We start from the raw sequence: 23,554 nt of genomic DNA, 5'->3' as shown, positions 1-23,554 counted from the left end.
GCCGGAAGGGCGCTTTGAGGCGCGCTATCGCTACGACGCGCTGAGCCGCCGCACGCGCAAAATCGTCACCCCGACGCACGGCACCACCGACACCCGCTTCCTGTGGCAGGGCTACCGCCTGCTGCAGGAGCAGCATGAGCAGCAGGAGAGCGGGCTGTGCAGCACGTATGTATACGACCCGAATGAAGCCTGGAGCCCGCTGGCCCGGGTGGATCACCTTCGTGACCAGAGCAGCGGTGAGATTTACTGGTTCAACACCGACCTGAACGGCGCGCCGCTGGAAGTGACCGACGAGCGTGGTGCGGTACGCTGGAGCGGCCAGTACGGCAGCTTTGGCGAGGTACGCCACCAGAGCGAAGGGTTCTCACGGCTTGTGAATCGCACGGCAATGGCACACCAGCCGCTTCGCTATGCCGGGCAGTACGCTGACGGGGAAACGGGGCTGCACTATAACCTGTTCCGCTACTACGACCCGCAGGTCGGGCGGTTTATTGTGCAGGATCCGATTGGGCTGAATGGCGGGTGGAACCTTTATCAGTATGCGCCGAATCCGCTTATTTGGATTGACCCATTGGGCCTAGATGTCATTCGATTAAGGCACTATACAAGTAATCAAGGGTTTACTGGAATAAAAAACAGTATGGTAATCAAGGCTGCAGATCAGAATGCTGTTTTTGCTACAAGAGCCAAAGGTAAGCCTTTAAGCATGGCTGTTGCAGCAGAAAAATTTAATATAAAACAAAATCACGCTAGAAATTATATCGACTTAGATATTGATGAAAGTCGTGTAGAATTCAGGAAAAATGATTTAGGTATCTAAGAATATAAAATTAAAGGTGATGTTATACTAGATAAAAGGACCACTAAGTTTAATAAGGGATGCTGAAATTATGAATAAAGACACACAAAATATAGATGAATTAAAAGAGATCCTGACCTCTATGGAGGAAATTGTTATCGTAATAGATAAGATCGGATCTGGGTTTATTGAAGAAAATAGAACAGCATCAGCCCTTTTGCTTTTTTTTAATCAATGCAATGTTTTAGACAAATTATCTAAAACTAGAAAGTATCTTTATCGGGAGCTAGAGTCAAAAATATCTGCAGAGGAATTTGATGAATGGATAGAAAACGATTTATCTTTATGGAAGCCTCCTTATGATAAAAGTGAAGGAGAGATATTAGAGATGTTGAAAAACAGTAAAAATTAACCTAGTGATGGATATTTAAATTTTTCACTGGGTGGTTATTGCGATTGATTTTGAAATGAATAATATTTAATTCATTGATTAATAAATATCAGGAGGATATTCAGCTCTCCTGACTTCTTAATATTTAATACATGTTCTATCCAATAATTCAGTATGTCCATTATTCCGCAACTACGACCCACAGGTCGGGCGGTTTATTATGCAGGATCCGATTGGGCTGAATGGCGGGTGGAACCTTTATCAGTATGCGCCGAATCCGTTAAACTATATCGATCCTCTTGGCTTAACTGCGACTGTTGGTCGCTGGATGGGACCATCGCAATATTAACAGATGCCTAATACAGGAAAGTAATACAAAGCTCAACAGGAACTACTCATGTTGCCTGCCCAGCTAATATAGATGCTTTTGGTAAGCAGGCCAAGAATTGTGCGATATATGTTGAATTTGATGTACCGGAAAAAACATTTGTACCAACCAATGAAGGGTGGGCAAAAATAGTAGGGCCAGATTCTATTCAAGGGCGATTAGCTAAACGCAAAGGCTTGGAAGTTCCTGAAATGCCAACAGCACAAAATATCACTATTAAAGGTGGGAAGATTAATGGGAAAGTTAGGAAAAGATGCTAAATAAATTTGAGAAATGGGTATTTCAGCATGGTGATTATATGCTTGCTCATAATAAAATGAATTATCCAATAGTGTAGTGGTAGATTTCGAAAACGAAAACTATATAGCAAGATTTACGGTTTGGGATGATTTTAGCTGTATGTCAGAAGTAATGGATGTAAATGCAGGTTCGTACAAACTAAATAAGCGAAATGAATTTTCAACATTTGATGAGCTTCTGGATATATTTGACATTTTTCGAATGAATATACAATAGATTATTGGTCCGATAAGAAATATAACTCTCTTCAGAGCAGTATGATGATAAAACGGGGCTGCACTATAACCTGTTCCGCTACTACGACCCGCAGGTCGGGCGGTTTATTGTGCAGGATCCTATTGGGTTGAATGGCGGCTGGAACCTTTATCAGTATGCGCCGAATCCGTTGGGGTGGATTGAGCCGCTGGGATTATGCAAGACAGAATTAATGCTGGTGGAAAAAATCCTAATCCTCCAGGGCAGGGGTACCACAATGAGACTTATGCTCCTAAGCCAGTTAAACCAGAGGATGCCCTTAATCGTTGGGATGATTTCCCTGGCCCCGGCCCCATACAAATATCCATACAAGAACTGGATTACCAGACCCAGACCGAATCGTATCAGCTGACGGTAAGAGAAGTATCCGTTATGGTAACCATGAAATGAATAGTAAACCAACTAAACATCATTACCATGAAGAAACGTGGACATTAGACCCTGCAAATAATGTCATGAATGTTGATAATCTTGTTGTGAGAGTACCGATACTAAAATGACAAACATAACAGTAGTAAAATTTGATGGAAATAAAGTAGAGTTCACCTCACCTTTAGGCAATGGAGTGGCTGTATGGTGTGATGAACCACCGGAAGTAAGTAGTAGTTATAATGTCGAATTTGATGTAGATGACATTTTTAAATGGGGCTTGAATATTAATGATGTTTGTCAGGAGACATCTGAAATCAAGGTGGATGGTGATGGAATGTTATTTGTTTCTCAGGTCATCTCTTATGAGAGTGACGGGGTTTTAACTGTTTCATTAGGTGGTCAGATCATTTTTTTAGATGTTGAGTACTACCCAGGTGGTAGTAAATTTGTTTCGTTTTCAACAGCCATAAAAAATATCTCATTGTATCCTTTTGAAGTGTAGATTGAAACTGAGAAGAACTTACCTGGACCACTACTAAGACCTACAGGTTGGGCAGTTAATTGTGCAGGATCCGCTTGGGTTGAATGCAGGGTGGAATCTTTTTCAGTATGCACTGAATCCGCTGGGGGGGTGCTCCGTGGGGGCTATGTAATGGTAATATTGTCATAAGAGCGGTGACGCCTGGAAACCCGAGAGTATGTGAGCGGATAAAAAACAATAAGTACAACAGCTTAGCATAAAATAACACCGGCCTAATATATTGCAGGTGCTCCGCATTCGCGTGACTCTTGGATTTCCTCCACCAGAAGCCAGGCATCAGCAGAGAATTTACAAACACCGTTTACTCGAAATGCTGCTGCGGCGCATCAGGAAGTATTGATTTTTGGTGAGGTTCCTCACGAAGCCATAATATTTAAATAGGTGATTTATGTTATGTGATGTAAAGAAAAAAATAATTGACAATGGCTTTGTTAATAATGTCAGAATTAATATGGTTTTCAATGATGAACAATATAATGACTTGGTTTCTAGTTTAAAGGAGGTTGCTAACTTATTGAAAAATAATGAGTCCATAGATAAAGAATTAGCTTTGTATTTATATACAATACCTCAAATGATAAGAAATGCGTATGCGAGTTTTGAAAAAGTGGAAAATAAACCAGATTTGGTTTTTAAATTAGAAGATGCATGGGTAGAGTTAGACTCGCTAGTAATAAACTGTTTAAGCTAAAAAGAATGAAGGTCGGGTGAGAGATTCGTCCGGCTTTGATATGATATAATCCTTTCTTGAACCACAAACAAAGATATAATTAATAATCTATCCTCTACTACGAGCCGCAGATTGTGTGGTTTATTGAGCAGGATCCGATTGGGCTAACGGAAAGGTGATTCTTTATCAGTATGTGCCGAATCCGTCGGGGTGAATTGATCCGTTAGGATTAACAAATTTAAATAGCGTTCAATAGCAAATTGATACTGTTCTTCGTGAGCGTTTACCAGCAATACAAGTGATTGACCCTAATGCAACTATTGATTACTGAGGAAGTATAGCAAGCGGCATAAGTAAAGCACACGATCCTAATATATCAAGACCTATAAACTTCAACAATTTTGATGTGGATTATTTTATTCAATCGGATTATTCAGCTAATGAACCTGTATTTACTAACAGACGCCGTGATGCATCGAAAATTGTAGGAGTGAGCGAAATAGAAGCGTCTATAAATAGTAAATTACGTTCTACCCTACTTGGTTTAAGAGAAGAACCTTTCGGTTTCAGAATTTTTAAGAGCCATGAGTTAAGCGACATGGCAAGGCGTGGTGATGTTCAGCGCTAAGTCGGCTGTAAGTAGGAGAAAATGAGTATACATAAACGATGGTTAAGCTATGTATTGCTTGAAAATATATCATTTAAAGAGCTGCTTACAAATTTAGAGCAGGTGTTTGAACGAACACTAGTTTGCGAGGATGATGAGGGGCGTTATATTGCTAAAGCTGAATGTGATGGTTTTACTGTAACGCTTATAGATAAAGAAGATAGGCTAAGCGAATTTTTATGCGATGAAAACTATAGTCTTGAAATAACGATAAAATCTGATGACTATTTTAATTCCAATTTTGAAAATTTCATAAAGGAAACTTTAAGGAATGGTAATATAAAATGGGGAAGATCAGTTTGGGCTCCTGATAAATTACCTCTATAAGTAAACTGTTTTAAATGATCTTAAAATCCAGTTAATTAAATAGAGTTTAACTGGTTTTTTAATTTAATCCTCTTGGGGGGGTAAATATGTCAAAAAATAAACTGATTACAATATTAGCAACACCTGTAGCCCCTTCGGATTCGGGGAACGGAATGAAATGGCCACTGATTGAGGATGGTTTAACTTTCCCCTCTGATTATATTGAATTTATAAATGAGTATGGTTCAGGTCGTATTGCGGACTTTATTGTTATTTTTAACCCATTTAGTAAAAATGAAAATGTCAATTTTTTTAAACAGTATAAATTTATTTTGGAAGACCTTAATTATCTGATTGAGTCAGATAAAGATTATTATAATTATCAAATGTATCCCAAGGATAATGGGTTGATTCCGTTAGGAGTTACCGATAATGGTGATTATCTATTCTGGTCCGTAAATTCTAAAGATAATAGTGAGTTATGGACTGTTGCTATTATTGCAGCAAGATTACCAGAAGTTGAGTATTTTGATGTCGGATTAACTGATTTTCTTGAGGGATTATTAAAAAATAAAATTAGATGTAAATCATTCCCTGATGATTTCCCTCCACCTGTTATCAAGTTCGAAAGCATTTGAAATAAGAAGTTGGGATAGTTTTCCCGACTTTATTACTACAATAAATTATGTATGTAAAAATTAATTGTAGTTTTTTTAAGGTGGATTATCTAACATCAAGGAGTTATATACTAAGGATAGCTTATGCCTATTTCATGCGGTAAACCCAAAACAAAAGATGAACTTAGAAATTTGGAGGGAAAATTTAAAGTCGGTTTGCCAGAAGATTATAAAGAATTCCTCAGGTTGAAAAATGGTTTTGTTGTAAAACCTCCAGATTTTTGTGAGCTGGAGTACGAAGGTGTAGATGAAGGGGTTATCGCTTTTTATGCCCTTTTTGGAATAAATATGAAAAATCCTAATCACGACATTTTTCGCCAAAATGAGTGTTTTTTAAATGAACTTGATTTTATTGATGATAAATTAATCATTGGCGGTGATCCTGGAGGTAACTTTTATCTTATATTAAATGGAAGTAAAAACCAGGGTGTGTATTATTGGGATAGAACTCATCTACATGCAGAGGATGATATCCAAAAGTTTGACATCGCTGAGAAAAATGAGTGCGGCAATATCTTTAAAATTAGTAATAGCTTTACTGAATTTTACGAGAGAATTTGTGAGTCTTCCCTTGATGCAGGAGTGAAAGTAAATGTTGATCTATGATTTTTATTTTAAAAATCATAGAATTCATAATGAAAGAGGTTTCGATGTCAGTGAATATGGGATTTTATGAAGATGATGAAGGTATTTCAGTCGATTTAGTATTATCAGTGTTTGGTCATTTTCTCGTCCAGTGCGTAAATCTTGAATCTGATTCGGTCGATGAAAAAATGAAAAAAGACATCGATTTTCTTATTAAGAAACAGAAAAATTTTTCCGAGAAAATCGCAACTGAAACCCAGGCATATAGTAAGCGTATATATGGTACGGATGCAAAAGACTTGATTTTGCTGAAAGTTTATCTTTCTCCAGATGAAGACAATGAATTTGGGTTCATGTTCTCGACCGATTTAGATGAGGAACATGGGATTGGCATTAAATTTAAAGGACTTGCAGTGAAGAAAATTGGTAGTGGCGAAACAGCATTTTTATAGAATTTAATTATGTCTATCCGATCGGGCAGACCCATTCCTGTGGCAGGGCTACCGCCTGCTGCAGGAGCAGCAGGAGCAGCAGGAGCAGAAGGAGAGCGGGCTGTGCAGCACGTATGTATACGACCCGAATGAAGCCTGCAGCCCGCTGGCGCGGGTGGATCATCTTCGTGACCAGAGCAGCGGTGAGATTTACTGGGTCAACACCGATCTGAACGGCGCGCCGCTGGAAGTGACCGACGAGCGTGGCGCGGTGCGCTGGAGCGGTCAGTACGGCAGCTTTGGCGAGGTACGCCACCAGAGCGAAGGGTTCTCACAGCTTGTGAATCGCTCGGCGATGGCACACCAGTCGCTTCGCTATGCCGGGCAGTACGCTGACGGTGAAACGGGGCTGCACTATAACCTGTTCCGCTACTACGACCCGCAGGTCGGGCGGTTTATTGTGCGGGATCCGATTGGGTTGAATGGCGGTTTTAATTCATATTCATACGTTCCTAATCCACTTACCTGGATAGATCCATTAGGGTTAATGCCATGGGCATGGAACCCAAATGGAATGGGACACCATTTAATCCCACGAAACAAGGCCAACAGCATTTGGCTAACCGATCCTGGTACTATGAAAAATACGCCAACGTTTTTCCCGGATCCTTATAGTGCTGGAATGCATGAAGAACTACATAGAGCTATTAAAAACGATATTGGAAAAATTCAGGGGCCGTGGCAGGGGGCCGCGGAAGATTTATTCAATGCGTCTAGCCGTAATTTAGATTCCGTTTCACATATAAGAGGCGATTTAAAGATTGCTTCGACGGGTGATATCTTAGCCAGAAATGTCACTCCTAAAGAAGCACATTCAAAACTGTTGGAGTGGTTCAATAATAAACAAACAGGTAAGGCATCAGGAGGCAGATGTGGTTAAAACAATTGACACTGATCTGGATTTTAACGGGATAATAATTTTCGATTATCCAGGAATACTGGCCCCATTTGGTGGGAAGATAGATGATGGAGAAAACATTCTCGAGGAGTTCACTACCACAGACAAAGGGGAGCTTGTGCTTAATGAAGGTATTGCCTTACCTATTATGGGCCTTGATGATGGTGGCTATGTTGTTAGGTTCTTTTTAAATGAATTCCCCGACAATGAAGACAGAGAGGTTATATTCACGGATAAATATTTCTATCTTAATGTAACTGGTGATTTATATTTTGCTGATATGGCAGTATTTTGGGAGTGGGAAGATTATACTGGTTGGGTTAACGCTGATGTTCCTAAAGGAATATATAAAGTGAGCCTTGAAGGTGTTCATTTATTAAAGGGGGAAGAGACTATCTATTGCTATGATTTGATTTTTGAAAAAACGAATCAACTTGGTACAAGAGATGTTGAACCACGCTCAGACTCCAGGCTTTATTAAATCTATTAGCTGGCAAAAAAAATAAACTTTTCCGGCCTTTATTAGTTTATTTTTTAATCATACCTAAAGAGACGTGCATTTTAGTTAATCATAAATGTGACTTAAAGATGCGAAGAATTTGTTCGCAGAAATGGTTATGCGAATTAGGAAAGAGAGAATGTACTTTTTATGGGAGTGAGTTTAAGAAATGATTAAATGTAATCTAATTTCTAAAATAAGTATCTTTTCTGATGGTAATGTCATTGGGCGGATAGGTGGAAATATTCCTGAATTCTTTTTAGATAAACTAGATGATATTCAAGGTTATAAGTTTTATTTGACAGTTCAGAATCCTGATGATGGACATGAGTATATTACGATAGTTATTCCGGAAAGATATGACGATATGATTGATAACAATATCTACCCTAATTGTTCGGTAAAAGTTTTCACGCATACTTTTTCTTATGAAAGCAATAATGATGCATTTACGATAAAACACATTAATAAGGCAGGTATTGTTGGGTATGATAAAGTTGAAAGTGAAGAGTTTGATTTTATCACTAAAACCGAAGAAGCAAGGTTAATACAATCTGAAGATTATTATTTAGATGCTTTACAAAAGGATGGTTATCAATTTTTCATGCAGATAGATGAAGACTATTATCCAGATGCATTGCTTGATGGTGATTACATCTTTGGTTACGGTGCTTTGTATTTGTATAAAAAAATATCCGGCGGAAATACTATAGCTGGTTTTTGGCAGTACTCGTAAAGATAACTGATTAATAAAATCTGGATTAATATTAATTATTCCGGCTTTTATAATACAGATGATGTTTTTATGAAGAATGTTTTTTTTGATTTTTTACTTACGTCTATAAAATTCCTCTAAATAATAATGGTGTTAATACCAGGCATCAGGGGAAGAAATTTTATATAATTTAAAAATGATTACGCACCCGTGTTTTAAATACTAACTACGCAAAAATGTTAGTATTTAAAGCTACATAGTTTCAAATGGTTAAGAATTTAATTCGATATGCACAACAGAGTATCGTTGATATGAATATAAAGGCAATAGAAACAAAGTATGGTTTGATTTACGGTCGTGATGCTTTGATAGTATCTGGCACCGAGCTAAAACTTTACCCCTTTAATTTTTTGGTGAAAGCTTCTTTAAGTTTATCTTCTTGTAAGCCAGGTATAAAAGATGCTCCTGATGTTCGTATTGAGTTTTTATTCAGTAACATCGAAATGATGTCTGTGTATAAAATAGATGATTATCCTTATGATGGGAATTTACAGTCGAGCTTTGATTTAATCGAAACTGAAAGGGAAGATGATCTGCAACGAGTAGTTCTATGCACATACGACCACGTTTTCGATATTATTGGAAGATGTGAGATTAATTATCTTTAAATAAAATTGCGGGGTGTATCGTACTCACCCCGGTTAGTAAAATGAGTATAAAAGCTATACAGCTAGAATTAAAAAAATTAATATAGCATTCATAAATATGTTTTGAAATAGAGGGCGTTAAATATGTATTGGTTAAGAATTGCTTGTGATTATCCCAATAATTACTGGTTTGAATACCAGCACCCTGACATATCTGGAAGTGCTTTTTCTCAATGTAAATCAATTGAAACTTACGAGGGGCATTTTTTTACATTAAAATCAAAGGTGAGTGAGAATGCACTGCTTGCATATGATTTTTATTATAGTGATGGGCCTATATTCATATCCCCCAGACTAGCATCGCTAATTTCTTGTCACGATGTTTTTCGGACTGATGTTCAACTTATTGATGCAACTGTATCTGTAAATGAAGACAAACAGCAAGGGTATAAAATAATTAATCTACTAAGAGAGGTTTCATGCATCGATATGGAAGCTTCGGAAAGTCAACCTATATTAAGTTATTTGCCTAATGGTCCAAGGAAGTTTAGTAAAATAGTCTTCAAAGAAAATGTTATTGAAAATTTTAGTATGGCAAGATGTAGTGAGTATAAAGCTTGCATAATTATTTCAAATGAATTTAAAGAGTTACTTTCTAAGAATAACATGAAAGGAATAGAGTTTGTTGACCCCTCTTTATTAATATAACTATGATTTAAGTAAGTAAATATGGTCCATGAAATTATTTCCAGATTATAAAAATTGTTTAAAATATAATTCAATGGGTTTATTATCCTATCATTAACAACTTTCTTTACAAAGCATAAAAGATAGACAATTAAGGATTATGTATATGAATCATTTAGAATACAGAAAAGCTTATAGTTTATATGATTTAATATTTGGAATTATGAATGGGTACACATTGGATAATTTTTGTGTGTATACAAAAGAATATGAATCCTCTGCTAAAGAAGATCTTGTTTGTTATTTAGATAACTATCCTGTCATTAGTGATGACGATGAGGAAGTATACCCCGATTTTGTTGTCGAAAATTCGCTAGAGCTCTTTTTCTATGGAGAACAATTTATTGATGTATTACATAATATCTCTTTCCAAAGAGAAAAACCATCTGTTGAGGATTTAATATCAGGTTTGAATTTTTATCTCGAGAACGATAACTTCATAGAGCTTTGATTTAAAGAACGAGAGACTAATCGGAAATTGCTTTACTTAGCTTGTCAGAAGATAATGCATTCTGCAAATGTTGTGCTAAATTAATGGGTTATTACTGAGGACTATATTTATGGATGAGTCTGAGATCATGGTGAATGAGATTGAAAAAGCATTAAAACAATTTATTATTATTTGCAATAAATACTCGCTGTCAGGGAGTTTCAGCACCGTCAGTGACCTGGATAATACATTCCCGTCCAACTTACCTCGTTCAACAGATATCGATTTCTTATATAAAAATTATAATCCTGAAAAGTTAAGGATTGAAACAGGTTTCACACCAATTAAAATTCACTCTGTCAATGAGCTCACGAAGGCTCAAAGTGGTTATGAATACTTACCAGATAATTATCTTGTTATTGGGGATGATTTAGTTGGAGGTAAACCTATAGTTGCGGTTATCGATGAAGGGAATTCCTCTGTCTATGCTAGTTATGATGTCATTGAACCGTTTCAAATAGCCAGTAGTCTCTCTGGGTTCATATTTTCTCTAGCTGAGCTAATTGATTTGATATATGGTCACTACGATATCTTTGATATAGCAGATGATAATGACGAAGTAAAAGATAATTTCATTGATGAGTTGCGGGAAAGAATTTTACCACTTATCGGTAATGAAAATTTCAATGCGTTTTATAATTATTTTTATGGCTAATTATTTTCTTTCAAGGTAAACCAGTATGGCGAAAATATTATTTTTAGCGAGGTGATGTTCTCTGTGACTCTTACAGGTATATTAAGCAAGGTTCTAAAGAGTAATGCTGTATATTTATTCAGGTGAAATTAATCCAATACATCAAAGGAGAGGGATTACATGCAGACGACGCGAGTAATGGGCGAAGGATATGAACCTTACGTTGAGCAATTAGGTGACAAACTGATTTATTCAATACCTGTCGAATCGGGATTTGTCAGCTTTCATTTTGAGTTTGATATTCGTCAGACCGATCTTGACGTCCTGCTGTCCGATCATTACCGGCGGGCAGTCCTGGAAGTGACCGCTCACACTTTGCTCCAGCGTTCGACGTTGAAGGGACATAACAGATTTACGCAGAACGATTTTGATAACCTTATTGCCACTGTCCTTCATGCATCGCAAGAGCATCTCTGCGCATTCATTTCTCAGATTAATCGGGAGCACAATATTTCGATTGAACATTATGTGAATGACATCGTGAACAGGCGCATAAACAAAGGATGAATATACCGATCCCAGATAAGGCCAATATTATTTTAAAAATCACACTGGGCCGATAGCGCTTTTCAACCTCATGCAACCCGAAGAGTTCAAATTGATTTTTCGTGAGAAGCTTTCAACAAACGCTTATCTGTCTGTGTCTTCGTTCAGTTTGGCGGATGCCTGTCTGTTTCCTTGGTAAATTTTTCCGGGAGCAGGGGCTGATGAGGAAATGGAATCAGGATGAGTAAGCGTATTGCCACGCTTTATCTTATTGCCTGGCGTTTTTCATTGCATCCTGCTTCCCCGGGTTGCATTGCTGTTTTGTTCCGGGAAAATAAAAATTCCCTGATGGATCCGGATTTGTTCCGCCCGGACAACCCGCCCGGCCATCAGATGAGACGGTGCCATCAGAACTGTTTCCGCCATCAGACCCATTTCCTCCATCACCACCTTTACCGCCATCAGCAGCATTTACGGCAAATGCACTGAGTAAAAGCAAACAGGCAATAGTGCGCTTATTCATTAAAATCTCCATTGTTCACTCCATTTACGTGCGGGAAAATATTCCCGCGAGGGTCCCATGCGGAACATTTCACAGGCGAACCTCACCCCTGACTTTCAATATTCGCTTTAACAGCCTCCAGCATCCTCTTACGGATCCAGCCGCTGCCCGCCCGTATTACCAGCCAGTAAGCTGTCATCCTTAGCCTGGTGCTTCTGTCCGGACAATAGACGAAGGTTTCCGTAGAGAGCTCATGTTGGCCTGGCGCCAGTTCCGTTACCTGATAGCGCAGCAGCAGTTTCGCGCTGCCCGGCGCAGCGGGCGTCTGAAAAGTATTCGCGTCCGGCACGTTTTCCAGACCGAAATCCGTACGCCAGAATTGCCCTTTTAAGCCATAGCACAGCTCAGAGGGTGAACTTTTCAACAGGGTAAAGCTGTGCAAACCAAAGTTGCCGATCGCGTTAGACTGCGTGTTGCGCAGTAATTTCTGCGGTATTTGGCGCAAAGACATTAGTCGCCGAATCACGGGGTCTTGCCGGACGTCAAAGTGTGCAATCAACGGCAGAATAGTTTCTGGATGAGCAGTATGTATAACCGTTCGATGTTTCTCATGAAACTGAAACTGGGGCAGGAAAACGGGAGCATCACGCCAGTGAGAAAGCGCTTTGTGGGTAACGAATCCTGGGTTTAGCATCTCTCTTCCTTGTCATCCTTTGAGCTCAGCCAGAGTAACAGATGGCTTGCCGCAGACAATTACCAGGAAAAGAGAGGGGTATCTGGCCGAAACCGTACCTTGCTTCGGTAGCATTCCGGCCTCTCTTCGCCGGCCTCAGTGTGCTGTGAGATACGGCTCCTTCACAAATTCCGCCAACAACCAGACCATATCATGCAATAGCCCGGTGAGCTCTCTCGCCACGCTCGCAGGCAGTGTCCCGCCCATCACCGCCAACGTTAACGCCAGAGCATAATCCACCTGCAACGCCGTCTTCTGCCAGCAGTCCGGTACGCAGGAGGTCAGCTTTTCTCCCGCAATCAGCTGTTCAACCAGATACGGCGGAAGCTCGGCGTCACAGCACTCGCGCAGCCGTTTGAGCACGGCCAGCAATCGTCTGCAGAGTGTGGCAAACGTTACTGCATCGTCAGTTTCCACCAGCACGCTGACATAGGCAGCACAGGTATCAGCCAGCTCGAAAAGATCCGCAGAATCGGGGAGCTGAAGGTTAATAAGGTGATGAACCGCGCTTTCTTCAGAGAGCGGGTAAGAAAATGCAGGGATAGTCGCCATTTAGCATCCTCTTCGGGCAAAAAAATGACATGTTATGCTAACGGGTTCCTACGCCCGGTTACGAATATGCCGCAACGCAGGCACTTTACGGCCGTGATGAAGGGATGAAAAGGGATGCTCCTGAATTACATAAGGTTGCTTGCAGGTTTGCGAGGCGGCTTCCAGAAGGCCATTGCCGGGTGGCGGCTACGCCTTACCCGGCCTACGAGAACTGCAGATTGGGTCATTCACATTTATGGCCGACAGAACAAGACTGTAAAGCGGGTTTTTGCCGATCGTGGGTGAAGATCTGCCATTTTATTGCCGAGGTACTCAGGGTAAAAATGGCCGTGGCTAGCGTGTTCTCTTCATCCGGATCGTGTGGCGAGAGACGATAAATCGGGAGAGAGGAGTCGTGCTGGTCAGAAAGAATATCCAGTGCCGCCGCACCATCAAGCTGAGATTGCGTCTCAAGCCAGGCGTTTAGCCGTGTTTGCCGTGAACGGGAACTGTCCGTGATCACCTGCTCAACCGCAGCAAACTGAGGGTGGATAAGGTGATTAGCATGGGCGAAAACCTCCCGCAACGGCATGACGGAACAGCCTGTTCCCGTGGCTTCTACGCTAAACAGACGACGGTCTCCCCGTTGCCCCAGCGTGTGATGAAAGGCTCCGGCGCGTGGCTCTGAGGTCAGTATGGTGATGGCTTCATCCAGGGTGGCGGCATTCAGCGCGGCGCGGGCGAGTATCTGGCGCGGCATTCCGTACGGACGGTGTACAGCGCGAATGTTATTCACCGTATTCACCACACCTTTTTCGTTTACGGCAAAGGTATGTCCGCAAATCGATCCTGGATAGGCAAAACTGGTAAACGCCAGGCCGTCATCAGGGGTGATACTGACGATGGCGCAGTCATTGCGAAGCTGAGGGAAACCGTCTTCGTTATGCGCAATAATCAGCTCTCCCTCCGCAGTGCTTCCCGCTACGGTGGTACAACCGTCAGAGGTAGAGCGCACCAAATCGCCGCGACAGTTCCAGGCAAACACCTCATCAAGCGGTGCCCCCAGCCCCCTGGCGAGTCCCTCCAGCTCCTGCCAAATCAGGGGAAACTGAGACTGGACGCGAGAGCGCATTCGCCGGGTCTGTTCTGCGTCTTTCATGGCGGTAACGGTTTGCCACAACGCCGTTTGCGTCAGTTTTGCATGCCAGGCCTCGCGGCCGAATGCGCCAAGTTCCTGACCCACCGCAAAAGCGGAACCGCTAATTTCTAATTTTTTCATGGTGTTATCATTCACTTCTGTTCAGGATACATGCTGCAAAAATTCTTTCAGGCGAGGATTAGCGCTGCTGTTCAGCAGCATATCAGGTGGACCATCTTCGGCAATGGTGCCGCCATCAATAAAGATGAGCCGTGATGCCACATCGCGGGCGAAGCCGATTTCATGGGTCACAATCACCATGGTCATGCCTTCTTCGGCCAGCGAGCGCATCACTTTCAGGACCTCATGCCGTAATTCGGGATCCAGCGCTGAGGTCGGCTCATCGAACAGCATCATTTTCGGTTTCACTGCCAGAGCTCTGGCAATGGCCACGCGCTGCTGCTGACCGCCCGAGAGCTCTGATGGGTAGTGATGAGCGCGTTCGCGTAAGCCCACACGGTCCAGTAGCGCCAGTGCCTGTTCACGCGCGGCAGCTTTGCTCTGTTTGCGCACGCGAACCGGACCAAACATCACATTCTCCAGCGCCGTCAGATGGGGGAAGAGATGGAACTGCTGAAACACCATCCCGGCTTCGCGGCGGATATCGCACTCATTCGCGTGAGGATCGGTAATATGCATTCCCGCTACCAGCAGCGTGCCGGAGGAAATCTCCTCCAGCTTATTAATGCAGCGTAGCAGCGTCGATTTACCCGAACCGGAAGGACCAATGATCACCACCACTTCACCGGCTTCAATTTTTAAATTGATGTCGTGCAGCACCTGAGTGGAACCGAAGTTCTTCGACACTGCGCTAAATTCAACCATGCTCATAAAATATGGATCCTTTTCTCCAGTTGCTTCAGGAGGAAACTCAGACACAGCGTTACCAGCAGGTAAATCATTGCCACTGCGGTCCAGACTTCCAGTGCGCGGAAATTACCGGCAATAATTTCCTGCCCCTGACGCGTCAATTCCGCCACACCAATCACAATAAATAGCGAGGTGTCTTTTATACTAATAATCCACTGATTACCTAACGCAGGGATCATACGGCGTAATGCCAGCGGCATAATGACATGCCATAGCGTGCTGCGTTGTGATAATCCCATTGCCAGGCTGGCCTCTCTGAATCCTTTATTAATTGAGAGAATCGCCCCGCGGGTGATTTCTGCAATATAAGCACCCGAGTTAATTACAATTGTCGTAATGGCTGCCGTTACCGGATCAATATGAACGGGTAACACCATGGGAAGTGCGAAGTAAATAAACATCACTTGCACCATAATCGGCGTGCCGCGGATTAACTCGACAAAGACTAACGAGACGGTTTTTGATATCTTTCCTCCAAGCGCACGGCAGGTTCCTGCCAGCAGGCCAATAACAAAACCACCCAATAAACCTGATAAAGAAATAATCAGCGTCAGCTGTAGTCCTTGCAACAACAGCGGCAGGGACTCCCAAATATATTTACTGTCGAAATTCATCATTCTACCCGTTAAGATGCAACGAGGTCGGATCGCTCCGACCTGGCGGGATTATTTTGGCTGTTTCGCAAACCACTTCACGTAGATCTTGCTATAGGTTCCATCCGCGCGTAAGGCCTCCAGTGCAGCGTTGATCTTTGGCGTCAGGGGGCTGTTTTTCTGCATCGCAAAGCCGTAGTGCTGCGGCAGAATGCTGTCGGTCTCGCCGGTAGATTTCACTTTGCCATCACCTGCCGTTTTAACGTAATAGAGCACGTTGGGTGAGTCATGTACCACGGCATCAAGATTACCTGCCTGCAAATCAAGATAGGCGTTATCGATATTCGGGAACTCGACATAATTCGCCTTATATTTGCTTTTCATAAAACTGGCCGCCGCTGTTCCCTGCTTCAGTCCCACTTTCTTACCCGCTAAATCGCTGAATTTAGTAATGGTATTATCGCTGCTTTTAACCGCCATTAATAAATCAGCATCATAATAACCCTCGCTGAAATCAACGACCTGTTTACGCGCGTCGGTTATAGTAATCCCCGCCATCGCAACATCGAGATTACGTGATTGCAAACCGGGAATCAGCCCGCCGAAATCCATTGGGCGCAATTCGTAGCTGACATTCATCTTTTTGGCAATGGCATCCCACAAATCTATATCAAAACCGACATATTTATCGCCTTGTTTAAATTCAAAGGGTACAAAAGCGGTATCAACTCCAACAGTTAATTTATCCTGCGCGCCTGCCACAAAACTGGCGGAACAAGCGACCAGCGCTAACGTAACTTTTAATTTGGTCAGTAATCCAGACATAATAACCCTCGGCGTCAGTGAAACAGCGTGCATGAATATCATCCGGCGAAATAAAATCGACGGAGTGGGAAATAAAAATAGTGACAGGCAGGGCGCACTTTCATGCGCCAACGTTAAAACGATAGCTTATGCGGGAATAATCTCATCCCGCGTGTCGGGTACCGGCGTCTGCGCGCCGTTCATTACCATTGAGAGAAAACTGTAATAACCCGTGATTCCGATCAGATCCACCACGCCTTTTTCGCCCCACAGCGCGACAGCCTGCTGCCAGGTGGCATCGCTGACCTTCTGCTGCTCCTGTAACTCCTTGCAGAAGTGATAAATTACCCATTCATCCGGTTGCAGATCTTCAGGAAGACGTTTTTCATTAATCGCCTGCACCGCTGCCGCAGAGATGCCTTTCTCGCGAGCTATTGGCGCATGAATTGCCCATTCCACAGGCTGCGACCAGTGCCGTGCGGTCATTAAAATCGCCAGCTCCGACAAACGCTGTCCCAGGGCACTGCGATAACGCAGATATTCCCCCATGCGTTGTGCATGCGCCATCAGCTCAGGACTGCGCAGCAGCGGCTCGAAGGGAGGCAGCAGGGCACCGCGTGGCCCATTGATGATCTCTTCGGCTAAGGAACGCTGCCGATCGTCCCACTCATGCTCCGCCAGGGGCGGTAAACGATTGATCATAATTTACTCGTCTCTTCGCGAATCACGGTGTTCAGCGTGTCCACCACAAAATCAAGCTGGGCTGGGGTGATAATAAACGGTGGGGCGATCAAAATATGGTCGCCATACTGCCCGTCAATGGTTCCCCCCATCGGATAGACCATCAGCCCGCGTGACATACAGTTTGCTTTGATCGCCGCATGCAGTTTCAGGGCAGGATCGAAGGGAGTTTTATTGCCTTTATCACGGACCAGCTCAACACCCGCAAACAAGCCACGTCCACGCGTATCACCGACGTGGGGTAATTCCCCCAGCACTTCACGCAATGCGTTGTGCAGGTAATCACCCTGTTGCCTGACCGCCTGGAGCAAATTATCGCGCTCAATCACCTGCTGCACCGCCAGGGCTGCGGAAGCGGCAGTCGCGTGACAAATGTAGGTGTGTCCGTGCTGGAACAGACCGCTGCCGGTTTGCAGCGCTGAGACAATCTTCTCGCTTGCTAATACTGCACCAATCGGCTGATAGCCGCCCCCCAGTCCCTTCGCGATGGTCACCAAATCCGGCACCACATCATCCTGTTCAAACGCATGCAGCGTACCGGTGCGTCCCATGCCACACATGACTTCATCCGCGATGTAGAGAATGCCGTATTTATCGCACAGGTTGCGTACCCCTTTAAGATAGCCGGGAGTAGGGGGAGTGGCGCCGGTGGTGGCCCCCACCACGGTTTCTGCGCAGAAACCAATAATGGTCTCCGGACCGGCCTCAAGAATGGCGTGCTCCAGTTCGTTCAGCAAACGCGTGGTATATTGCTGCTGGGTTTCGTCAGCGCGGCGGTCGCGATACTCATTGCAGGCCGAAACACGGATAACGTCGATTAACAGGGGAGCAAACTGACGGCGACGCCATTCATTGCCTCCCACCGCGAGTGCCCCAAGGGTATTGCCATGATAGCTCTGTTTACGGGCGATAAATTTGGTGCGCGACGGCTGGCCGAGCTCAACAAAATACTGACGCGCCAGCTTGAGTGCGGTTTCGACTGCTTCCGAACCGCCCGAAACGAAATAGGCGTAGTTAAGATCGCCAGGCGCCGTGCGCGTCAGCTGTTCAGCAAGTTGTTCAACGGTGTCACTGGTAAAAAAACTGGTGTGGGCATAGGCCAGTTGATCGATCTGGCGATGCATTGCCGCCAGCACATCAGGATGCGCATGACCTAAACAGGAAACGGCGGCGCCACCGCAGGCATCCAGATACTGCTTTCCCTGTGCATCAAAAATGTACGCCCCTTGCGCACGCGCCGCGACGGCGGGCGTGCTGCGTAGGCTGCGGTGAATAATATGGCTCATGCTGGTCCTGCTCCTGAATACGCTGTGTTAATAAAGCGCATCTTGCAGGATTCATTTGTATCACGTCAATGCAATTTGGATTCAAATGCATTCTCTTTTCTTATGCCGGAGGCAAATGAATCATTTTTCAGGGTTTCCGGGGCACGACATACGCACCCGAGTCGATGAGATAGCGTTCAGCATTTTCGATTTTACTCACCGCATCCCGACCATGGCGAGCCACCAGCATCGCCAGTAAACACTCGGCCAGCCCCATGCCCGAAACCACGGAAGGGAAAAACGACGGGCTGTCTGTGGAGAACAGCAGCGTGCAATCGGCAGCCTGTGCTAATGGTGAGACGGGGGAATCCGTGATGGCGACGATGGTCGCGCCCGCCTGCTGGGCCGCGCGTAAAACATCCAGCGACTCACGCGAATAGGGCGCAAAACTGGTGAGTAACAGGCAATCCTGTGCTGTTAATTCGCGGGTGAACACCTCGATGTTGCTCGCGAGACCATCAATGAGCGACACTTGCCGATTGAACAATCGATAGACATAAAACAGCGACCAGGCAATAGGAAAGCTGGCACGGAAGCCGCAAATGTAGACATTCTCCGCCGCGTCCAGCAGCGATACCGCTTGCTCCATGGCCTGATGGTTTTCATTTTGTGTAAACGCCAGATTGGCCTGATGTGCCTGAAACACCTCTTCATACAGCTGGGGTTGAGTGCCTTTGGCGATCAGTTTCTCGGCTTTGGAGACATATGTATCATTACGCAGTCCAAGCTCATCAATGAAAGCGTCCTTAAGTTCCCCCCAGCCGTTGTACCCTAATCGCTGCGCCAGTCGTAACAACGTAGCGGGTTTTACACCGGCTTCAGCGGCGAAGGCGCGCATCGATAGCACGACCAGTTGATTGGTATTCTGTAGTGAGAACTCGGCAGCGCGCTGTAATTCGGCAGACAATTCTCTGAATGTATTAACAATATTTTCCCTTGGATTCATAGCTACTATTTACGCTCTTTACGGTTAGCGTTGCTGGCGTCAGTGGACGGGACAGGGGCTTTTCCATTACATCAGGGGTTTCGAAAGACAGAAGGGCATCTACCTTAGCATTCGATAACAGTATTGTAACCCTGTTGTTGTGCTCCCTGAAGGGCATTGCCGGGTGGCGGCTACGCCTTACCCGGCCTACAAAAACCACCAACCAAACTGGCCGCTATCCCTCGCTCATCATCGCCAGAAACCGCTTCACCGTCCGCGAACGTTCAAAGCGCCGCCAGCAGAGCGCGATATCGGTATAAAGCTCCGGCGAGCTCAGCGCGTGATAGGTGACATTCGGCGGAGAAATGGCCGCCATGGATTTCGGCACCAGCGCAAAGCCGCCACCCGCGGAAACCATGCTCAGGGAGGATGAAAGCTGTGAGGACTGCAGCGCGTGCTGCACGTCGATCCCGGCCCGCTCGCAGCAGCCGTGAACCCGGTCGTACAGGCCGGGCGCGACCTCCTGCGGGAACAGCACCACCGGCGTATCCCGGAGTTGATCCAGCGCCAGATCGCCGCTTGTCGCCAGCGGATGGTCGCGATGCAGCGCCACCACCATCGGCTCCCGGTCGAGGATTGTTAACTCGAACGCCTTGCTGCTCTCGCACGGCAGGCGCACGAAGGCGATATCCAGTTCACCCTCCGCCAGCATCGTCGTCAGCGACGACATATTAGCTTCCACCTGGTGAACCTGCACCGCCATGTTCTGCACCTGATACTGGCGAATCAGGGCAAAAATTTTGGGATGAAAAGCGTCGGAGCTGGTGATGCCAATCGACAGATTGCCGTTCAGCCCGCGGGCGATGCCGCGGGCTTTCTCCAGCGCGGCGTCGCTTAGCGCCAGAATTTTACAGGCGTCCTCGTAGAAGGCTTCTCCCGCCTCGGTCAGCTCCACGCCCCGCGTCAGGCGTCTGAACAGCGGCGTGCCCACTTCCTCTTCGAGCCGTTTGATCTGCTGACTCAGAGGAGGCTGTGAAATACCCAGCGCTTCGGCCGCCCTGGTGAAGTGTCGCTCGCGTGCAACCGCGACAAAATACCGCAGATAACGAAGTTCCATATCAAAAACGTCTCAAACCACCATGGATTCTATATTGGAACTCTCTGCTGAATCGGGTCAACATTTATTTAACCTTTATAAATAAAGTTGAAGAGGACGAGCATGATGATGCATTCATCTGCCTGCGACTGTGAGGCCAGCTTGTGCGAGACCCTGCGCGGGTTCTCCGCCCGGCATCCTGACAGCGTGATCTATCAGACATCGCTAATGAGCGCCCTGCTAAGCGGCGTGTATGAGGGGGAGACCACCATCGCCGATCTGCTGGCGCACGGTGATTTTGGTCTGGGCACCTTCAACGAGCTGGACGGCGAAATGATTGCCTTCAGCAGCCAGGTGTATCAGCTGCGCGCCGACGGCAGCGCCCGGGCCGCGAAGCCAGAGCAGAAAACGCCGTTCGCGGTGATGACCTGGTTCCAGCCGCAGTATCGCAAAACCTTCGAGGGGCCGGTCAGCCGTCAGCAGATCCACGACGTGATCGACCAACAGATCCCCTCCGATAACCTGTTCTGCGCCCTGCGTATCGACGGCAACTTCCGCCACGCCCACACCCGCACCGTACCGCGCCAGACGCCGCCGTACCGCGCGATGACCGACGTGCTGGACGACCAGCCGGTGTTCCGCTTCAACCAGCGCGAAGGGGTGCTGGTCGGATTCCGCACGCCGCAGCATATGCAGGGGATCAACGTGGCGGGTTACCACGAACATTTCATCACCGACGACCGCCAGGGCGGAGGCCATCTGCTCGACTACCAGCTGGAGAGCGGCGTGCTCACCTTCGGTGAAATTCACAAGCTGATGATTGACCTGCCCGCCGACAGCGCGTTTTTACAGGCCAACCTGCACCCCAGCGACCTCGATGCCGCGATCCGTTCCGTCGAAAACTAACAGGAGAACTACCGTGAACAGTGAGAAACAGTCACGTCAGTGGGCGCACGGCGCCGATTTGGTTGTCGGCCAGCTGGAAGCGCAGGGCGTGAAGCAGGTGTTCGGGATCCCGGGTGCGAAAATCGACAAAGTCTTTGATTCCCTGCTGGACTCGTCCATTGAAATCATCCCGGTGCGTCACGAGGCCAACGCGGCGTTTATGGCGGCGGCAGTAGGCCGGTTGACCGGTAAAGCCGGGGTGGCACTGGTCACCTCCGGGCCGGGCTGCTCGAACCTGATCACCGGCATTGCCACCGCCAACAGCGAAGGCGACCCGGTGGTGGCGCTGGGCGGGGCGGTGAAGCGGGCGGATAAAGCCAAGCTGGTGCACCAGAGCATGGACACTGTCGCCATGTTCAGCCCGGTCACCAAATACGCGGTGGAAGTCAGTTCACCGGATGCGATTGCCGAAGTGGTATCGAACGCGTTTCGCGCCGCCGAGCACGGCAGGCCGGGGGGCGCGTTCGTCAGCCTGCCGCAGGATATTGTCGACCAGCCCGCTACAGGGGCAATTTTACCTGCCAGCGGCCCGGCGCTGATGGGCCCGGCGCCGGAGTCCGCCATTAACGACGTGGCGAAGCTTATCGAAAAGGCCAAAAACCCGGTCATCCTGCTGGGCCTGATGGCGAGCCAGCCGGCCAACAGCGCGGCGCTGCGTAAGCTACTGGAGAAAAGCCGTATTCCAGTCACCAGCACCTATCAGGCCGCCGGGGCGGTGAACCAGGAGCACTTTACCCGCTTCGCCGGACGCGTCGGTCTGTTCAATAACCAGGCGGGCGACAGGCTGCTCCATCTGGCGGACCTGATTATCTGCATCGGCTACAGCCCGGTGGAATACGAGCCGTCGATGTGGAACAGCGGTGATGCCACGCTGGTGCACATTGATGTGCTGCCCGCCTATGAAGAGCGTAACTACGTGCCGGATCTGGAGCTGGTGGGGGACATCGCCGAAACCCTGAATCTGCTCGCGAACCGCATCGATCACAAGCTGGAGCTGAGCCAGCGAGCCTCAGAGATCCTGGTCGACCGCCAGCATCAGCGCGATCTGCTCGATCGCCGTGGCGCGTCCCTCAACCAGTTTGCCCTGCATCCGCTGCGCATCGTTCGCGCCATGCAGGACATCGTCAATAACGACGTCACGCTCACCGTGGATATGGGCAGCTTCCACATCTGGATCGCCCGCTACCTCTACAGCTTCCGGGCGCGTCAGGTGATGATCTCCAACGGTCAGCAGACCATGGGCGTCGCGCTGCCGTGGGCCATTGGTGCGTGGCTGGTCAACCCGGGGCGCAAGGTGGTCTCGGTCTCCGGTGATGGTGGCTTCCTGCAGTCGAGCATGGAGCTGGAAACTGCGGTACGTCTTAACGCCAACGTGCTGCACATCATCTGGGTGGATAACGGCTACAACATGGTCGCCATTCAGGAAGAGAAAAAGTACCAGCGTCTTTCCGGCGTCGAGTTCGGCCCGGTCGATTTCAAAGCCTATGCCGATGCCTTCGGCGCGAAGGGCTTTGCCGTGGAGAGCGCCGAGGCGCTCGAGCCGACGCTGCGCGCGGCGATGGATGTCAATGGCCCGGCCGTGGTGGCCATTCCCGTCGACTACAGCGATAACCCGCTGCTGATGGGCCAGCTCCATCTCAGCCAGATTTTGTGACTCACGATAAGGACAGAGA

Annotated in this window: 29 protein-coding genes and 3 pseudogenes; 21 read left to right on the top strand and 11 right to left on the bottom strand. The window is 46.4% G+C overall.

Going from position 1 to position 23,554, the window contains the following annotated elements; translation table 11 throughout:
- The 19 genes and pseudogenes from EKN83_RS20030 to EKN83_RS19935 form a co-directional block, all read left to right on the top strand.
- The coding region (locus EKN83_RS20030) for an RHS repeat-associated core domain-containing protein (RefSeq protein ID WP_185857690.1) at positions 1-820 on the top strand (820 nt) is incomplete at its 5' end.
- Between the two features lie 70 nt (positions 821-890).
- On the top strand, positions 891-1,211 hold the full coding sequence (locus EKN83_RS20025) for a hypothetical protein (RefSeq protein WP_260591320.1): 321 nt from the start codon (positions 891-893) through the stop codon (positions 1,209-1,211).
- Between the two features lie 160 nt (positions 1,212-1,371).
- Positions 1,372-1,838, top strand: a pseudogene (locus EKN83_RS20020) (RHS repeat-associated core domain-containing protein); the annotation flags it as partial.
- 299 nt (positions 1,839-2,137) lie between these two features.
- A pseudogene (locus EKN83_RS23705) lies at positions 2,138-2,290 on the top strand (RHS repeat-associated core domain-containing protein); the annotation flags it as partial.
- Positions 2,291-2,629: 339 nt separating this feature from the next.
- Entirely contained in the window at positions 2,630-3,007 is a 378-nt protein-coding gene (locus EKN83_RS20005) for a hypothetical protein (protein ID WP_072051501.1), read from the top strand.
- A gap of 427 nt (positions 3,008-3,434) precedes the next feature.
- Positions 3,435-3,737 (top strand): hypothetical protein, encoded by a 303-nt coding sequence (locus EKN83_RS20000; protein WP_126801566.1) that lies wholly within the window; start codon positions 3,435-3,437, stop codon positions 3,735-3,737.
- Between the two features lie 385 nt (positions 3,738-4,122).
- Positions 4,123-4,344: a hypothetical protein gene (locus EKN83_RS23380; protein WP_185857689.1), complete on the top strand. Its 222-nt coding sequence runs from the start codon at positions 4,123-4,125 to the stop codon at positions 4,342-4,344.
- 21 nt (positions 4,345-4,365) lie between these two features.
- Positions 4,366-4,710: a hypothetical protein gene (locus EKN83_RS19990; protein ID WP_126801565.1), complete on the top strand. Its 345-nt coding sequence runs from the start codon at positions 4,366-4,368 to the stop codon at positions 4,708-4,710.
- Between the two features lie 86 nt (positions 4,711-4,796).
- The gene (locus EKN83_RS19985) at positions 4,797-5,327 is read left to right on the top strand and encodes an SMI1/KNR4 family protein (RefSeq protein ID WP_126801564.1); all 531 of its coding nucleotides are present in this window, start codon (positions 4,797-4,799) and stop codon (positions 5,325-5,327) included.
- Positions 5,328-5,450: 123 nt separating this feature from the next.
- On the top strand, positions 5,451-5,972 hold the full coding sequence (locus tag EKN83_RS19980) for an SMI1/KNR4 family protein (RefSeq protein WP_126801563.1): 522 nt from the start codon (positions 5,451-5,453) through the stop codon (positions 5,970-5,972).
- A gap of 44 nt (positions 5,973-6,016) precedes the next feature.
- Positions 6,017-6,403: a hypothetical protein gene (locus EKN83_RS19975; RefSeq protein WP_126801562.1), complete on the top strand. Its 387-nt coding sequence runs from the start codon at positions 6,017-6,019 to the stop codon at positions 6,401-6,403.
- Between the two features lie 34 nt (positions 6,404-6,437).
- Positions 6,438-7,322: pseudogene (locus EKN83_RS23595) on the top strand (RHS repeat domain-containing protein); the annotation flags it as partial.
- The gene (locus EKN83_RS19965) at positions 7,315-7,821 is read left to right on the top strand and encodes a hypothetical protein (RefSeq protein ID WP_126801561.1); all 507 of its coding nucleotides are present in this window, start codon (positions 7,315-7,317) and stop codon (positions 7,819-7,821) included. The pseudogene EKN83_RS23595 and the gene EKN83_RS19965, both read left to right, overlap by 8 nt.
- Before the next feature lie 187 nt (positions 7,822-8,008).
- Positions 8,009-8,575, top strand: coding sequence for a hypothetical protein (locus EKN83_RS19960; protein ID WP_126801560.1), 567 nt, complete (start codon positions 8,009-8,011; stop codon positions 8,573-8,575).
- A gap of 290 nt (positions 8,576-8,865) precedes the next feature.
- Positions 8,866-9,222 (top strand): hypothetical protein, encoded by a 357-nt coding sequence (locus EKN83_RS19955; protein WP_126801559.1) that lies wholly within the window; start codon positions 8,866-8,868, stop codon positions 9,220-9,222.
- A gap of 123 nt (positions 9,223-9,345) precedes the next feature.
- The gene (locus EKN83_RS19950) at positions 9,346-9,909 is read left to right on the top strand and encodes an imm11 family protein (protein ID WP_126801558.1); all 564 of its coding nucleotides are present in this window, start codon (positions 9,346-9,348) and stop codon (positions 9,907-9,909) included.
- Positions 9,910-10,054: 145 nt separating this feature from the next.
- Positions 10,055-10,399 carry a hypothetical protein gene (locus EKN83_RS19945; RefSeq protein ID WP_126801557.1) on the top strand — a complete coding sequence of 115 codons (345 nt, stop codon included), beginning with the start codon at positions 10,055-10,057 and terminating at the stop codon, positions 10,397-10,399.
- A 109-nt stretch (positions 10,400-10,508) separates the two neighbouring features.
- Positions 10,509-11,093 (top strand): hypothetical protein, encoded by a 585-nt coding sequence (locus EKN83_RS19940; RefSeq protein ID WP_260591318.1) that lies wholly within the window; start codon positions 10,509-10,511, stop codon positions 11,091-11,093.
- 159 nt (positions 11,094-11,252) lie between these two features.
- A complete protein-coding gene (locus EKN83_RS19935; protein WP_126801556.1) occupies positions 11,253-11,639 on the top strand; it encodes a hypothetical protein in 387 nt (128 codons plus the stop codon).
- A gap of 247 nt (positions 11,640-11,886) precedes the next feature.
- On the opposite strand, the gene EKN83_RS19925 is transcribed toward EKN83_RS19935, so the two are convergent.
- The 11 genes from EKN83_RS19925 to EKN83_RS19875 form a co-directional block, all read right to left on the bottom strand.
- A complete protein-coding gene (locus tag EKN83_RS19925; RefSeq protein ID WP_260591316.1) occupies positions 11,887-12,153 on the bottom strand; it encodes a hypothetical protein in 267 nt (88 codons plus the stop codon).
- Between the two features lie 70 nt (positions 12,154-12,223).
- Positions 12,224-12,814 (bottom strand): hypothetical protein, encoded by a 591-nt coding sequence (locus EKN83_RS19920; protein ID WP_126801555.1) that lies wholly within the window; start codon positions 12,812-12,814, stop codon positions 12,224-12,226.
- 135 nt (positions 12,815-12,949) lie between these two features.
- The gene (locus EKN83_RS19915) at positions 12,950-13,405 is read right to left on the bottom strand and encodes a hypothetical protein (RefSeq protein ID WP_126801554.1); all 456 of its coding nucleotides are present in this window, start codon (positions 13,403-13,405) and stop codon (positions 12,950-12,952) included.
- Positions 13,406-13,628: 223 nt separating this feature from the next.
- A complete protein-coding gene (locus EKN83_RS19910; protein WP_126801553.1) occupies positions 13,629-14,663 on the bottom strand; it encodes a C45 family autoproteolytic acyltransferase/hydolase in 1,035 nt (344 codons plus the stop codon).
- Between the two features lie 21 nt (positions 14,664-14,684).
- Positions 14,685-15,407, bottom strand: a complete 723-nt coding sequence (gene glnQ, locus EKN83_RS19905) for a glutamine ABC transporter ATP-binding protein GlnQ (RefSeq protein ID WP_025759696.1) — start codon at positions 15,405-15,407, stop codon at positions 14,685-14,687.
- Positions 15,408-15,409: 2 nt separating this feature from the next.
- Positions 15,410-16,066 (bottom strand): glutamine ABC transporter permease GlnP, encoded by a 657-nt coding sequence (glnP, locus tag EKN83_RS19900; protein WP_025759694.1) that lies wholly within the window; start codon positions 16,064-16,066, stop codon positions 15,410-15,412.
- A gap of 51 nt (positions 16,067-16,117) precedes the next feature.
- The gene (glnH, locus tag EKN83_RS19895) at positions 16,118-16,870 is read right to left on the bottom strand and encodes a glutamine ABC transporter substrate-binding protein GlnH (protein WP_047957967.1); all 753 of its coding nucleotides are present in this window, start codon (positions 16,868-16,870) and stop codon (positions 16,118-16,120) included.
- Positions 16,871-16,996: 126 nt separating this feature from the next.
- A complete protein-coding gene (locus EKN83_RS19890; protein ID WP_025759692.1) occupies positions 16,997-17,551 on the bottom strand; it encodes a carboxymuconolactone decarboxylase family protein in 555 nt (184 codons plus the stop codon).
- The gene (locus EKN83_RS19885) at positions 17,548-18,876 is read right to left on the bottom strand and encodes an aspartate aminotransferase family protein (RefSeq protein WP_059386198.1); all 1,329 of its coding nucleotides are present in this window, start codon (positions 18,874-18,876) and stop codon (positions 17,548-17,550) included. Before EKN83_RS19885 ends, EKN83_RS19890 begins: the two co-directional genes overlap by 4 nt.
- Positions 18,877-19,003: 127 nt before the next feature.
- A complete protein-coding gene (locus tag EKN83_RS19880) occupies positions 19,004-19,861 on the bottom strand; it encodes a MurR/RpiR family transcriptional regulator (RefSeq protein ID WP_025759689.1) in 858 nt (285 codons plus the stop codon).
- A 214-nt stretch (positions 19,862-20,075) separates the two neighbouring features.
- On the bottom strand, positions 20,076-20,957 hold the full coding sequence (locus EKN83_RS19875) for a LysR family transcriptional regulator (protein ID WP_025759688.1): 882 nt from the start codon (positions 20,955-20,957) through the stop codon (positions 20,076-20,078).
- Between the two features lie 105 nt (positions 20,958-21,062).
- Here EKN83_RS19875 and budA point away from each other — a divergent pair, with 105 nt between their 5' ends.
- Together budA and alsS are read left to right on the top strand one after the other, a co-directional pair.
- Positions 21,063-21,842 carry an acetolactate decarboxylase gene (gene budA / locus EKN83_RS19870; protein ID WP_025759687.1) on the top strand — a complete coding sequence of 260 codons (780 nt, stop codon included), beginning with the start codon at positions 21,063-21,065 and terminating at the stop codon, positions 21,840-21,842.
- A 13-nt stretch (positions 21,843-21,855) separates the two neighbouring features.
- Positions 21,856-23,535, top strand: coding sequence for an acetolactate synthase AlsS (gene alsS / locus EKN83_RS19865; protein ID WP_025759686.1), 1,680 nt, complete (start codon positions 21,856-21,858; stop codon positions 23,533-23,535).
- The last annotated feature ends 19 nt before the right edge of the window (positions 23,536-23,554 follow it).

The organism is Enterobacter sp. WCHEn090032, from assembly GCF_003986875.1.
Classification (GTDB): Bacteria; Pseudomonadota; Gammaproteobacteria; order Enterobacterales; family Enterobacteriaceae; genus Enterobacter; species Enterobacter sichuanensis.
Note: the sequence above shows the minus strand (reverse complement) of the source record. Positions and strands in the feature narration are given on the sequence as shown.